The organism is Solimonas soli DSM 21787, assembly GCF_000474945.1.
In the GTDB taxonomy this organism is placed as follows: Bacteria; Pseudomonadota; Gammaproteobacteria; order Nevskiales; family Nevskiaceae; genus Solimonas; species Solimonas soli.
This window is the reverse complement of record NZ_KI440840.1, coordinates 38,576-51,541: the sequence shown is the minus strand read 5'-3', so window position 1 is coordinate 51,541 and position 12,966 is coordinate 38,576. Positions and strand designations below refer to the sequence as shown.

General features: G+C 63.0%; 11 protein-coding genes. 2 read left to right on the top strand and 9 right to left on the bottom strand.

Going from position 1 to position 12,966, the window contains the following annotated elements; translation table 11 throughout:
- Window positions 1–5: 5 nt before the first annotated feature.
- The 8 genes from paaG to paaA are packed head-to-tail and all read right to left on the bottom strand — an operon-like array spanning window position 6 to window position 7,394.
- Window positions 6–797, bottom strand: a complete 792-nt coding sequence (gene paaG / locus K344_RS0119120) for a 2-(1,2-epoxy-1,2-dihydrophenyl)acetyl-CoA isomerase PaaG (protein WP_028082022.1) — start codon at window positions 795–797, stop codon at window positions 6–8.
- Window positions 794–2,854 carry a phenylacetic acid degradation bifunctional protein PaaZ gene (gene paaZ, locus K344_RS0119115; RefSeq protein ID WP_028082021.1) on the bottom strand — a complete coding sequence of 687 codons (2,061 nt, stop codon included), beginning with the start codon at window positions 2,852–2,854 and terminating at the stop codon, window positions 794–796. The genes paaG and paaZ overlap by 4 nt, the downstream gene beginning before the upstream one ends.
- A 26-nt stretch (window positions 2,855–2,880) precedes the next feature.
- The gene (locus tag K344_RS0119110) at window positions 2,881–3,657 is read right to left on the bottom strand and encodes an enoyl-CoA hydratase-related protein (protein ID WP_028082020.1); all 777 of its coding nucleotides are present in this window, start codon (window positions 3,655–3,657) and stop codon (window positions 2,881–2,883) included.
- A gap of 2 nt (window positions 3,658–3,659) precedes the next feature.
- Window positions 3,660–4,736 (bottom strand): 1,2-phenylacetyl-CoA epoxidase subunit PaaE, encoded by a 1,077-nt coding sequence (gene paaE / locus K344_RS0119105; RefSeq protein WP_028082019.1) that lies wholly within the window; start codon window positions 4,734–4,736, stop codon window positions 3,660–3,662.
- 13 nt (window positions 4,737–4,749) lie between these two features.
- Window positions 4,750–5,295: a 1,2-phenylacetyl-CoA epoxidase subunit PaaD gene (gene paaD, locus K344_RS0119100; protein WP_028082018.1), complete on the bottom strand. Its 546-nt coding sequence runs from the start codon at window positions 5,293–5,295 to the stop codon at window positions 4,750–4,752.
- Between the two features lie 6 nt (window positions 5,296–5,301).
- Window positions 5,302–6,057, bottom strand: coding sequence for a 1,2-phenylacetyl-CoA epoxidase subunit PaaC (gene paaC / locus K344_RS0119095; protein WP_028082017.1), 756 nt, complete (start codon window positions 6,055–6,057; stop codon window positions 5,302–5,304).
- Window positions 6,058–6,087: 30 nt separating this feature from the next.
- Window positions 6,088–6,372 carry a 1,2-phenylacetyl-CoA epoxidase subunit PaaB gene (gene paaB / locus K344_RS0119090; RefSeq protein ID WP_028082016.1) on the bottom strand — a complete coding sequence of 95 codons (285 nt, stop codon included), beginning with the start codon at window positions 6,370–6,372 and terminating at the stop codon, window positions 6,088–6,090.
- Between the two features lie 26 nt (window positions 6,373–6,398).
- Complete coding sequence (gene paaA / locus K344_RS0119085) at window positions 6,399–7,394, bottom strand: 1,2-phenylacetyl-CoA epoxidase subunit PaaA (protein ID WP_028082015.1); 996 nt, start codon at window positions 7,392–7,394, stop codon at window positions 6,399–6,401.
- Between the two features lie 146 nt (window positions 7,395–7,540).
- Here paaA and paaX point away from each other — a divergent pair, with 146 nt between their 5' ends.
- Window positions 7,541–8,461 carry a phenylacetic acid degradation operon negative regulatory protein PaaX gene (gene paaX, locus K344_RS0119080; protein WP_028082014.1) on the top strand — a complete coding sequence of 307 codons (921 nt, stop codon included), beginning with the start codon at window positions 7,541–7,543 and terminating at the stop codon, window positions 8,459–8,461.
- Window positions 8,462–8,549: 88 nt separating this feature from the next.
- Here paaX and K344_RS0119075 read toward each other — a convergent pair whose 3' ends face one another.
- Entirely contained in the window at window positions 8,550–11,351 is a 2,802-nt protein-coding gene (locus tag K344_RS0119075) for a winged helix-turn-helix domain-containing protein (protein WP_084197633.1), read from the bottom strand.
- 423 nt (window positions 11,352–11,774) lie between these two features.
- On the opposite strand from K344_RS0119075, the gene K344_RS0119070 reads away from it, so the two are divergent.
- Entirely contained in the window at window positions 11,775–12,950 is a 1,176-nt protein-coding gene (locus K344_RS0119070) for an alkane 1-monooxygenase (RefSeq protein ID WP_051362430.1), read from the top strand.
- Window positions 12,951–12,966 lie beyond the last annotated feature (16 nt).

Sequence of the window (12,966 nt, the reverse complement as noted above, 5' to 3'; positions counted from 1 at the left end):
AGACACTATCCCCCGATGAATTTCGGCGTGCGCTTCTCCATGAAGGCGCTGACGCCTTCGGCGTAGTCGCGGCTGTAGCCCAGCTCGCGCATGGCGTCGCGCTCCAGCATCAGCTCCTCGTCGAAGCTGTGCTCGAAGCTGTCGTTGATCAGTCGTTTCATCCGCGCCAGGCCTTTCGTCGGCGCGATCGCGAAACCGCGAACCATCGCCTCGACTTCGTCTTTCAGCTTGTCGTCGTCGACAACCTTCCAGATCAGACCCCAGGCCTGCGCCTGCTCGGCGCTGAGCTTTTCACCGAGCATGGCGAGCCCCATGGCGCGCGCAGTCCCGACCAGGCGAGGCAGGGCATAGGTTCCGCCGGTATCCGGAATGAGGCCCAATTTGCAGAACGGCTGGATGAAACTCGCCGACCGCGCCGCGACGACGATGTCACAAGCGAGAGCCAGGTTCGCACCGGCGCCGGCGGCAACGCCGTTCACGGCGCAGACCACCGGGAGTGGTAGCGCCTTCAGCGTCCTTACCAGAGGTGCGTACCAGTCTTCGACCGAGGCGCCGAGATCCACGCGCTCGTCGCCCGGAGCCACTGCGCGATCACCGAGGTCCTGGCCTGCGCAGAAACCACGGCCGGCGCCGGTGAGCAGCAGAACACGGACACTCGGGTCGGTCTCGATCAGCGTCAGCGCTTCGCGCACTTCACGATGCATCGCGACGGTGAAGCTGTTGAGCTTGTCCGGCCGGTTCAGCGTCAGGCGCGCTATGCCGTCGGCGATCTGGAACTGGATGTTCTCGTAGCTCACGCGGCCTCCTTCGCCACATCCGTGGCTGCACCTGAACCGAGCTTCCGCACCATGGTCAGCACGTCGTACTGGGCCACGACCTTGCCGTCCTGGTTCGTTATCACCGTGTCCCAACGCACTTCGCCGTAAGGCTCCGTGATGCGCGGATTCTTTTCCTTGCAAGTCAGAACGACCTGAATAACGTCACCCGGGTGTACCGGAGTCAGGAAGCGCAGGTTGTCCACGCCGTAATTCGCGAGCACCGGACCGGGCGACGGATCGACGAAGAGGCCGGCCGCGGCGGACACCAGGTAGTAGCCATGGGCCACGCGGCCACCGAAGAACGGATTCTCTTTGGCCGCCTTCTCGTCCATGTGGGCATAGAAGGTGTCGCCGGTGAAGTGGGCGAAGTGTTCGATGTCCTCGAGAGTGACCGTGCGCGTGCCCGTGACGACGCTGTCGCCCAGCTGCAGTTCTTCCAGGTGTTTGCGGAACGGGTGGATGCCCTCCTGGCGGGGACTTCCGCTGGTCCAGCGACCGGTGATCGCCGTGATCGTGGCAGGGGAACCCTGCAGAGCGGTGCGCTGCAGATAGTGCATCACGCCACGAATGCCACCCATTTCTTCGCCGCCGCCGGCGCGGCCCGGGCCGCCGTGAACGAGGCCCGGCATGGGCGAACCATGGCCGGTGGATTCCTTGGCGCAGTCGCGGTTGACGATGAGCAGGCGCCCATGGAAAGCCGCAGCACCGAGCACCAGCTCCCGAGCGAAGTCGTTGTCATAGGTGAACACCGAGCCGACCAGGCTGCCGCCGCCGCGGCGCACCAGCTGGATTGCTTCTTCGACACTGTCATAAGGCATCAACGTGGAGACGGGGCCAAAAGCTTCGACCTCATGCACGACGCTGGCGCCTTGGGGATTGCCGCAGCTCAGCAGGATCGGCGGCAGGAAGGCGCCAGCTGCAGCATCCGCGCCGACAACGCTGAAGTCATCCAGAGAACCGTAGACCAGATCTGCTTCCGTCATCAGGTCACGGACGCGGGCCTTGACCTCGTCGCGCTGCGCAAGGCTGGCGAGAGCGCCCATCGTCACACCTTCAGCCGAAGGATCGCCAACCACGACCTTCGACAGGCGCTTCTTCAGAGCTTCGGTCACGGCCGCCAGCTGCGCACGCGGCACGAAGGCGCGACGGATCGCCGTGCACTTCTGGCCCGCCTTGGTCGTCATCTCCCGGGCGACCTCCTTGACGAACAACTCGAACTCCGGCTGGTCCGGAGCAGCGTCGGGTCCGAGCACACAGGAGTTCAGCGAGTCGGCCTCCATGGTGAAGCGAACCGAGTTGCGCTGGACTACGGGGTGCTGGCGCAGGCGCTGGCCGGTGGACGCGGAGCCCGTGAAGCTCACAACGTCCTGGCACTCCAGGTGCTCGAACAGATCGCCGACGCTGCCGCAGATCAGCTGCAGGGAACCCTCGGGGAAAATTCCGGACGCGATCATGTCGCGGAACATGCGCTCGGTCAGATACGCCGTCTGGCTCGCCGGCTTGACGATCGCCGGCACACCGGCCAGCAGGTTCACCGACAGCTTCTCGAGCATGCCCCAGCAGGGGAAATTGAAGGCGTTGATATGTACCGCAACTCCTTGCAGCGGCACGCGGATATGCTGGCCGACGAAGCTGCCGCTCTTCGACAAACCTTCGACGGCGCCGTCGATGATGAACGAGGCGTTGGGCAATTCGCGACGGCCCTTGCTGGCATAGGCGAACAGCGTGCCGATGCCGCCTTCGATGTCGACCCAGGAATCCGAGCGCGTCGCGCCCGTCGCCTTGGAGAGCTCGTAGTAGGCTTCCTTGCGCTCCATCAGGTACTGTGCGAGGGCTTTCAGCTTCAGCGCGCGATCGTGGAAGTTCATCTTGCGCAGCGCCGGTCCGCCGACCTCGCGCCCGTAACGCAGCATCTCTGCGAAATCGAGTCCCCTGCTGGATACTACGGCCACCGGCTCGCCAGTAATGGCATTCAGCATCGTCTCGCCGCCGTCACCACTGACCCACTTGCCGGCGGCATAGCTCTGAATCTTCATGTTCTCTCCTGAAACGGTTGCGGGCCCTATCGGCTCCGGAATGCGGGTTTGCGTTTTTCGAGAAATGCGCTCATGCCCTCGCGACGGTCTTCAAGCGCAAAGGTTTCCTCGAAAAGACGCCGCTCGTAGCGCAGACCTTCGGCCAGCGTGCTCTCGAGGGCATGATTAACGGCCTGCCGCGCGAGCTGGACGACGGGCGCCGAAAGATCTGCGATCTCCGACGCGGCTTTCACGGCCTCGTCCATCAGCGCAGCGAGCGGAACGACGCGCGCAACGAGACCACAGCGTTCTGCCTCGATGGCATCGATCAGACGCCCGGTCAGGACCATGTCCATGGCCTTGGCGCGGCCGACGAGACGGGTCAGACGCTGCGTGCCACCGGACCCCGGAATGGTCCCGAGCTTGATTTCGGGCTGCCCGAAGCGGGCGTTGTCGGCGGCGATGATGAAATCGCACATCATGGCCAGTTCGCATCCGGCGCCCAGCGCAAAACCGGCGACAGCGGCGATGACCGGCGTGCGCCCGCTGCACAGCTGCTCCCAGGCGCCACGCAGGTCAGGATTCGTTGCAGCGTCCTCTCGATTCCAGTCACGCATGGTGCGAACGTCGGCACCCGCAGCAAAAGCTTTCTCGTCGCCCGTGATGATGGCGGCGCCGATCGACTCGTCCGCGTCGATCTCGGCGAGCGCGCGGCGCAACGCCTCGCGCAGCGGCAGCGACAGGGCGTTGAGGGCGTCTGGGCGATGCAGCCGGATGATGGCAACCCGGCCGTTGCGCTCGAGGCGAAGCAGTTCCTCTCTCATGCTCAGCTTTCCTGATCGAAGTCGAGCAGCAGTTCGTCAGCGACGGGATAGCTCTGGCAGGTCAGGATGAAGCCGCGCGCCACTTCGTAATCCTCGAGCGCGAAGTTGACGTCCATGTCCACTTCGCCACGGATCATCTTGCAGCGGCATGTGGAACACACGCCGCCCTTGCAGGCATACGGTAGCTCGATGCCCTGCTCCAGCGCAGCATCGAGGATGCTGTCCTTGTTCTTCTCGACGAAGAACTCACGGGTTCGACCGTCCTGTATCAGCGTGACCTTGCAGTCCTTCGTGCCCTTGATCGGCGTCTTCGAAGGCTTGCGCGGCGCACGCGGCATGCCGCTCGCGAACAGCTCCATCTTGATGCGGGTCTTGTCGACACCATGCTGCATCAAGCTCGCGGACACCTCCTCCATCATGCTCTGCGGTCCGCAGATGTAGGCCACGTCGATGTCGGAAGGATCGATCCAGCGTTGCAACAGCTGATCGCACTTGGCGCGATCGATCCGCCCGTTGAACAATTCGATGTCCTGCTGTTCGCGGCTGAGGATGAACACCAGGTTGAATCGGGTGAGATAGCGATCCTTCAGGTTCTCCAGCTCTTCCTTGAAGATCACGCCGGACGAGGCACGGTTGCCGTAAAACAATGTGAAGCGGCTATCCGGCTCCGCCTTCAACGTTGCCTTGATGATCGAAAGGACCGGGGTGATGCCGCTTCCTGCGGCGAAGGCGACATGGTGGCGCGAAGCCTGCGGCTCCAGCGGGACATTGAAATGACCAGCCGGCTCCATGCATTCGATCAGATGTCCCGGCTTCAGTTCCTGATTCGCCCAGGTGGAGAACAGGCCGTCCGGAACACGCTTGATCGCCACCTGTAGCACGCCTTCGTCCGGAGCGGCGCAGATGGAATAGGAGCGACGGATCTCCTCGCCTTCGAAGATCGAGCGCAGCGTCAGATGCTGGCCTTGGGTGAAGCGGAAGGCTTCGCGCTGCTCTTCCGGGACTTCGAATGTCACCACGATCGCGTCGCGGGTCTCTGGCCTGCAGCTGGCGACACGGAGGGCGTGGAACTTGCTCATTGCCTTGCAGGCCTCAATGGCACTTGAAGTAGTCGAAAGGTTCCTTGCAGGCGTGGCAGCGATACAGCGCCTTGCAAGGCGTGGAGCCGAATGCGCTGACGCACTCGGTATGCGTGGAGCCGCAGTGCGGACAGACGATCGGCGTCGGCAATCCGCCTTGGCGGCGAATCCTGCTCAGATCGACGACATGCTCCGCGGCGGCGGCCTGACCGACCGGCGGGGCAATGCCGTAGCGACGGAGCTTTTCGCGGGCCTCCGGGGTCAGCCAGTCTGTGGTCCAGGCCGGCGCAAGACGCGTCTCGACACGGACCTGTGGAATGCCGCGTTCCTTCAACGTCTCGGCGATGGTGCGCGCGATGACTTCGGTCGCAGGGCATCCGGAGTACGTGGGCGTCACCGCCACCAGGCACTCCTGCGACGGATCGCCGCTCCAGCTCACTTCGCGCACGATGCCCAAATCGACCACCGACACAGCGGGTATTTCCGGATCCGGCACCTCAGCCAACCAGTCCCAGACCTGGCGGACCGGCGTTGTTACTGCATCGGACCGGACAAGCATGACGCCCTACCACTGCGCGCCGGGATATGCGCGCTGCAGGTACTGCATCTCGCCGAGCAGATAGCTGAGCGCTTCGGTGTGACGACCCTGCTTTCCGCCCTTCTGCATGAAGGCGTCGGCGGGCGGAATGCGCAGTGTCGCCTCGCTCAGGACTTCGCGGACGTAGCTCAGCCACGGCTCACGCAGCGCGACGGGATCGAAGCCAATGCCGGCGACGACTGCCTGCTCATCCACACCATCGGATTCGAACATTTCGCCGGTGTAGGTCCAGAGTTCGTCGACCGCGCGCTGCATCATCTTCTGGCTTTGCGCAGTCCCGTCACCGAGGCGCACGACCAGATCGCTGCTGCGGCGAAGGTGATACTCGACCTCCTTGATCGCCTTGGCCGCGATGCCGGCGATCCGCTCGTCCGCGGAACGACACAAACCCTGCAGTGCAAGGTGGTGCCAAGCATCAAAGAAGAACTGCCGCACCATGGTGTCGGCATAGCTGCCGTTCGGACGCTCGACCAGGAGCAGATTGCAGAATTGCCGGTCGTTCCGCCTGTAAGCGAGCGCGTCCTCGTCCCGGCCGGCGTCCTCGAGTTCCCCGGCGTAGCTGAGCCAGAGGCGCGCCTGTCCGAGCAGATCCAGGGCGGTATTGGCGAGCGCCATGTCCTCTTCGAGCGCGGGGCCCTTCCCGCACCACTCGGACAGCCGATGGCTCAGGATGAGCGCGTTGTCGCCAAGGCGCAGCAGATATTGAACGGTATCGTTCGACATTGAATCTCTTCAAGGCTCCCGTATGGGGCCTTAGATGTGCTTGATCTCTTCCGGCATCGGAAAGAACGTCGGGTGCCGGTAAACCTTGCTATTGGCCGGCTCGAACAACGGCGCTTTTTCGTCCGGGCTGCTGGCGACGACATCGGCGGAGCGCACCACCCAGATACTCACGCCCTCGTTACGGCGGGTGTAGACGTCGCGGGCATGGTTGATCGCCATCTCCGCATCGCTCGCGTGCAGGCTGCCCACGTGCTTGTGCGCGAGACCATGCTGGCTGCGGATGAAGACCTCCCACAGCGGCCATTCCTTTTTCACGCTTTGCCTCCTGGATCGTTTGGGGATCAGGCAGCAGCAGCCGTCGACCGCTGCGCCTGCTTGTCGGCGTAAGCCAGCAGCGCATCACGGAACCAAGCACCGTTCTCGTGAGCGTCGACGCGAGCCTTGAGGCGGTCGCGATTGCAGGGGCCGTTGCCCTTGACCACGTTGTAGAACTCCGCCCACTCAATGGCGCCGTAGTCGTAGTGCCCCTTCTCTTCGTTCCACTTCAGGTCGGGGTCGGGGATGGTCAAGCCGAGGTACTCGGCTTGCGGAACGGTCTGGTCCACCATCTTCTGGCGGAGTTCGTCGTTGCTGAACAGCTTGATGCCCCACTGTGCGGACTGCGCACTGTTGACGGATTCGGCATCGCTGGGACCGAACATCATCAGGCAGGGCCACCACCAGCGATTCAGCGCGTCCTGCGCCATCGCCTTCTGCTCCGGCGTGCCGCGGCAGAGGGCCATCATGATGTCGAAGCCCTGCCGCTGGTGGAACGACTCCTCCTTGCAGACGCGCACCATGGCGCGCGCATAGGGTCCGTAAGAACAGCGACAGAGCGGAATCTGATTCACGATCGCCGAGCCATCCACCAGCCAGCCGATCGCGCCGATGTCGGCCCAGCTCAGGGTCGGATAATTGAAGATGCTGGAATACTTGGCCTTGCCGGAATGCAGGTCGTCGATCATCTGGTCGCGCGACACGCCGAGCGTCTCGGCGGCGCTGTACAGATAGAGGCCATGCCCCGCTTCATCCTGAACCTTGGCCAGCAGGATGGCCTTGCGCTTCAGTGTCGGCGCGCGCGTGATCCAGTTGCCCTCCGGCAGCTGGCCCACGATTTCCGAATGAGCGTGTTGGCTGATCTGGCGGATCAGCGTTTTCCGATACCCCTCGGGCATCCAGTCCTTCGGCTCGATCTTGATGCCGGCGTCGATGCGCTCCTGGAAGCGCCGCTCGTCACCGGAAAGCTCGTCGAGCTTCCTGAGTCTTGTCGAACCGGTTTCCACAAGTTGCGCGTACATCTTGCCGTCTCCTTGAAGCCTGGCTCGAACATTATGATACGTTTTTTATTTAGTCAACAATGTTTCTGTAACACATTTTTCATCCGTATCATGTTGCAATGCAGGAAGCAGTAACATAGGTCCTTCTTCCGTCTTCCAGAAAAGGCATGGCCAGCAAACCACGTTCGGTCAACGAGTGGATCAAGCGTTACCTGAAAGAGGAGAAACCCCGCTCCAAATCACTGATCGTGACGATCTTTGGCGATGCCCTCGTCCCGAACGTCAGCGGCGTGTGGCTCAGCGAGCTGATCGAGCTGCTGCAACCCTTCGCGGTGAACGAACGCCTGGCCCGCACCAGTTGCTTCCGTCTGATCGAGGAGGGCTGGCTCGAATCTGCCCGTGATGGCCGACGCAGCCGATATGCGTTGACGCCATCCGGTATCCGGCGCTTCGAGCACGCGTACCGGCGTATCTACAACCCGCCGCAAAGCGGCTGGAACCGGAAGTGGACACTCGTGGTGTTTCCGCGATCCGGAAGCGCCCTGGACAGAAACGGGTTGCGCAACGAACTGGCATGGGAGGGATTCGCCTCGCTGGCTCCAGGGGTTTTCGTGCACCCCAGCGCAGACACGCAGTCGCTCGCCGAGATCCTGGAGCAGCTGGAACCGCAGCAGCGCCCGATCGTCCTTGATGCGGCGGATGCGCCAGACCTGGGGGCACGCGCTGTTTCCGAATTGACAGGTGAGTGCTGGAATCTTTCGGAGATCAGCGACACGTACCGCGGCTTCATCGATTTTTTCGAGCCGGCCGTCAGCTTGGCCTCTGAAGGCATGTCACCAGAAAATGCGTTCGTGCTGCAAACTCTGTTGATGCATTCGTTCCGGCGCGCGTCACTCCATGATCCACGCCTTCCTGGGGACCTCTTGGGCGCCGATTGGCCAGGCCATGCCGCCTATGATCTATGCCGAAGGCTATACCGTTTGACCTATCGCGATACGCACCGCTTTCTGAAGGCCAAGCTTTCCGAACCCATAGGGCAGGGCGTTCCCGATTCGGTGCTCCAGCGTTTCGACGGACTCAGCAGCTGAGCGCTGATGTCAGCGGCGCGCGAACGCTCCTTCGGCACTGCCATCTGTCGAACGCACTGCGCGACAAAGCTCGCCAACGTCGCGTGACTCAGATCAAACTCAGTTTCATGGCTCGTGCCACGGCCTCGCCTCGGCTTTTGACGGACAACTTGCTGTAAACATTGTGCAGATGCCATTTCACCGTGGACTCCGAGAGCAACAATGCATCAGCGAGCCGCCGATTATCCAGACCGGACTGAAGCAATTTCAGCAGCTTGAGTTCGCGCGCAGTGAGCGGTTCGCCCGTCGACGCGGTCATCGCAGGCTCGGCGCTCCCTTCGGCTCTGGGCCTATCTGAACTGCGCTCGCCGCTCAGCCACTTCGCCAACCAGTCCCGCAGCGCATTGCGCTGATACAGATCCGCGGGGGCTTCTGCGGATTCCACACGGCGCTTTCCGATCGCGTCGAGGACCGGCATCAAGCTATGGCCCACCGATATCAAAGGCCAGACGTGAAACTCGGCAGTGGCGCCCTCCAGCGCCACATCGAGCTGTCGCGCCGCTTCACGGAACTTTCCCTGGCCCCAAAGCGCCAGCGCGCGATTCACCGTCACCGACAAGAAGAAGCCGCCACGCGACTCGGCATCCCTCCCCTGCTGCAATAAGGTCAATGCGCGAAGGGCCGCGTCGTATTTTTCTTCCGCGATGCAGAAGCGGGCGTCGAGCAGGCGCAAGGCGTCGCGCTGTGCTTTGGTCAGTCCCGGTCGAGACGGAATCTCCATCGCCGCGGTGCGCAACTGCCATTTGCGGGCCGTTTCAGACGCGCCGGCGACATCGCCGAGACTCAGCTGCAGCGAGGCCTCCTCGATCGTCAGCGCGAAGTGCAGACGCAGATGTTGTTCGCGCAGCGCGGCATCCTGGCCCTCCTGGAGAACGATGCGCGCTTCATCGAGATGTGCGCAATAAGCGAGCAGCCGGGCTTCGTTCCGAATCGCGACCAGCTGAGGTTCGGCCGGCCCGAAAATTTCCTTGAAGGCGCGGCCGACCTCGATCGATTCTCGCGCCCGATTGAAGTCGCAATGCTGGATGGCGATCTCGGCATCGAGCAAAGCGGACAGCCCGGCGACATAGCTCTTCTGTCCAAGGCCGAGACCCTGTGAATCATTGCGCACTCCGCGCCCGAAGAGCGCCGCTTCCTTCAGCTGCCCCAGCTCCACGTCCGCCAGCCCATGGAGAAAATCACCCCAGGCGGACAGGTAGGCCGCACCGGCGCGATGCCCGTACTCGTGCGCCCGCACGGCGGCGGCCTGGCAACGGGCGAAATCGCGCCGGATGAAGTAGCCGTATCCGAGGCAGTTGGACAGCGTGGCGATGATGAACGGCTGGTCCGGCGACACCTTACGCTGCAGCTCGGTGGCACGCGCGAGGCAGTCCTCGATGACGTCGGCGCAGGCCTGGGTAGCGGCCTGCACGTTCAGGGTCAACAGCTCGCAGCGGTCCCGCTGCTCGGCATCCAAGTTCCAGTGTCCGGCTTGGAGCAGTTCAAGCGCGCGCTGCGAGATCGTCATCGCCTTGGCGGTCTCGCGCGAGAACGCGCAGGACCAGGCCTGCGCGAGCAGAATCTCCGGATGCCGGCCGTGATACTCGACAGGCAGCCGGCGCAACCAGTTCAGCACCGTGTAGTGATCGCCACGGTACATCGAAGCGTGCGGCGCATGGCGGGCGATCATGTCCGCGGCTTCGACGTAGTGCTCGGCTTCCAGGACATAGCGAACGGCTTCGGCCGGCTGACCATGGGCCTCATACCACTTCGCGGCGCGAGCGCAGACGTTCCGGTATTCGTCGGGCTCAGTACGGCGGAATTCCGCCTGCAGAAAATCCGCGAATAGATGATGGTAGCGGAACCAGATGCCATCCCTGTCGAGCGGGATCAGGAACAGGTTGGCCTTGCCAATGTAGTCCAGCAGTGCTTCGGCGTCGGGCTCGTCGGTCGCGGCGCGGCACAGGTCGGCGCACATGGTTCGTAGCGGGGAGCTGCGCAGCAGGAACCGGCGGACCGAATCAGGCTGGGTGCGCAGCACGCTCTCCGCCAGATAGTGCGTCAAATCGCGATTGCGGCCGGAGAAAGTCTTGATCAGGTCCGCCGCGGGACCCTTGTGGCGGCGCAAGGCGAGCGCGGCAAGCTGCACGCCAGTCGGCCAGCCCTCCGTCGAGGAGAGCAAGGCTTCGAGATCGCGCGGCAACAGCTCCAGTTCGTGATAAGCCTTCAGGAACTGGCCGGCTTGCGCCTGATCGAAATTTAATTCTTCGCGATCGATCTCCGTCAGGCGGCCGGCGACCCTGAGACGCGCGAGCTGCAAGGGCAGGATGGAGCGACTGGCAATGACCAGATGCAGCCTGTGCGGCAGGTGCGCGAGCAGCTTGTCGAGAAAGCGCAGGATTGTCTTGCTGCGGATGTACTGCAGGTCGTCCAGGAAAATGGCACGCGGTGCTTCGACACAAGCCAGACGGCTGATCAGGCGATCGAACAGGGGTTCGAAATCCCGAACGGGATTGGCTTCCAGTGCGATCAACTCGTCCTGTCCGAAGTCCGGCTCCTGGCTGCCGACCGCCGAGATGAAGTAAATCGCGAACGTCGCCGGGTCATCGTCGTCGGCATCCAGACTGAGCCACGACGCCGAGCCTCCGCGCGCCACGAAGGCGTTATGCATCTGGACCATCAGGGTGGATTTTCCCGATCCGGCGGGCGCCACGATGGCCGTCACCGGACGCCATTCGGAGCCGACGACTCCCGGCAGGTTGTGCCTGACGATGGCGCGCGGGTCTGCGGCGGGCGGCGCCAGCTTGGTCGACACCAGGCTGGCGAAGCGCTCCCGGCTTCTCGCCGCTGGATTCTTTGGAGCTTGCTTCATGGTGCTCTACGGCTGCTCAAGGCGTGCCCTATTCAACGTGCTCCAAGGCCGGCCGGACCCGATCTTTCGATCGGTTTTTCACGAAAGGACCGCCTCTATCTTAGCGTCAAACGATTCCGGGCCACGCAGCCGCCGCCGCACGATCGGCTGCAGTCGCGATGAGGCAAGCACCGTGCACTGCGCTTGCCTCGCCCGGGCCGACAACACGAAGGAGGAGAGTTTATGGCAGTCGTGAACCAGGTCGAGATAGGGATGTTCGAGGTGCACTTCGGAGTGAGGCCGAGCGTACCGCGAAGGGACGGCGCCATGGCTATTGCGCGTCCGCCATATCGATCGGTCGGAGGCGTGCCGGTCGACTCGAACGTCACGCCGGCCGCTGAACTGGCCATTCAACGCTAACGTGCATTTTTACCGGAGGAAAAGATGAGCAGCACAATGCCCACGACGTCGGCATCGGAGCCGACCACGTATCGAGACAGCAAGCGCTACTGGTGGTGGCTGCCGCTGTTCGTCGCTGTATCGCCTACCATCGGCATCTGGCTGGCAAAGACCACAGGACAGATAGGATGGACTTGGTTCACGCCGTTCCTGTGGTATGTCTTTTTGCCGATCGCGGATGCGCTGGTCGGCCGTGACGAGAGCAATCCTCCTGACGCCGCAGTGCCCGGCCTGGAAGCCGACGGTTACTACAAGGCACTGGCCTATCTCTCCGTTCCGCTGTTCTACGTCAGCTGGATCGTGGGCGCCTGGGCCGTCTCCACGCAGCACTATGGCTGGATCGGATATCTGGGTGTGTCGCTCGGGGTCTCGCTGACCAATGGTCTCGCGCTCGTGGTCGGGCACGAGATCGGCCACAAGAACACCCGCTTCGAAAAGCGGCTCGCGCAGATCGTACTCGCCGTTCCGGCCTACGGCCATTTCTCGGCCGAGCACAATCGCGGCCATCACAAGGACGTCGCTACGCCGGATGACCCCGCCACATCGCGCTTCGGCGAAACGCTTTACGAATTCGTCCAGCGCGAGATCCCCGGCGCGATGAAGCGAGCCTGGCACGACGAGAAGGTACGGCTCGCCAGGCAGGGCCGCAGCGTGTTCAGTTTCAAGAACGAGTTGCTGCAATCGTTCGCCATCACGCTGGTCCTCTATGGCGCCGCCCTTGCGTTCTTCGGACCGATCGTAATCCCGTTCATCGTCATTTCGACGTTCTGGGGATGGCAGTTCCTTTCGACCTCGAACTACATAGAGCACTACGGCCTGCTGCGCCAGAAGCTGCCCGACGGCCGCTACGAGCGGTGCCGGCCGGAGCATTCCTGGAATGCGAACCATCTGATTTCGAATTTGATGCTGTATCACCTGCAGCGTCATTCCGATCATCACGCACGCCCGACGCGCTGCTATCAGGCGCTGCGCACCGACCGCGCTCCTGAGCTTCCCGGCGGTTACCCGCTCTGCTTCACGCTGGCCTACTTCCCGCCTCTGTGGCGCGCGCTCATGGACCCTCGCGTGCTGGCGGTCTATGGCGGCGACATCACGAAGGTGAACATCCAGCCATCGAAGCGGCAAAAGATTCTCGCGCGCTACGGCAAGGCAGGAGCCTGAGAGCCCGCCGACAGGA

Coding starts and splice junctions, on each gene's coding strand:
- paaZ (WP_028082021.1), bottom strand. CDS start 2,854: ATGAAGATTCAGAGCTATGCCGCCGGCAAGTGGGTCAGTGGTGACGGC.
- K344_RS0119110 (WP_028082020.1), bottom strand. CDS start 3,657: ATGAGAGAGGAACTGCTTCGCCTCGAGCGCAACGGCCGGGTTGCCATC.
- paaE (WP_028082019.1), bottom strand. CDS start 4,736: ATGAGCAAGTTCCACGCCCTCCGTGTCGCCAGCTGCAGGCCAGAGACC.
- paaD (WP_028082018.1), bottom strand. CDS start 5,295: ATGCTTGTCCGGTCCGATGCAGTAACAACGCCGGTCCGCCAGGTCTGG.
- paaC (WP_028082017.1), bottom strand. CDS start 6,057: ATGTCGAACGATACCGTTCAATATCTGCTGCGCCTTGGCGACAACGCG.
- paaA (WP_028082015.1), bottom strand. CDS start 7,394: ATGTACGCGCAACTTGTGGAAACCGGTTCGACAAGACTCAGGAAGCTC.
- paaX (WP_028082014.1), top strand. CDS start 7,541: ATGGCCAGCAAACCACGTTCGGTCAACGAGTGGATCAAGCGTTACCTG.
- K344_RS0119075 (WP_084197633.1), bottom strand. CDS start 11,351: ATGAAGCAAGCTCCAAAGAATCCAGCGGCGAGAAGCCGGGAGCGCTTC.
- K344_RS0119070 (WP_051362430.1), top strand. CDS start 11,775: ATGAGCAGCACAATGCCCACGACGTCGGCATCGGAGCCGACCACGTAT.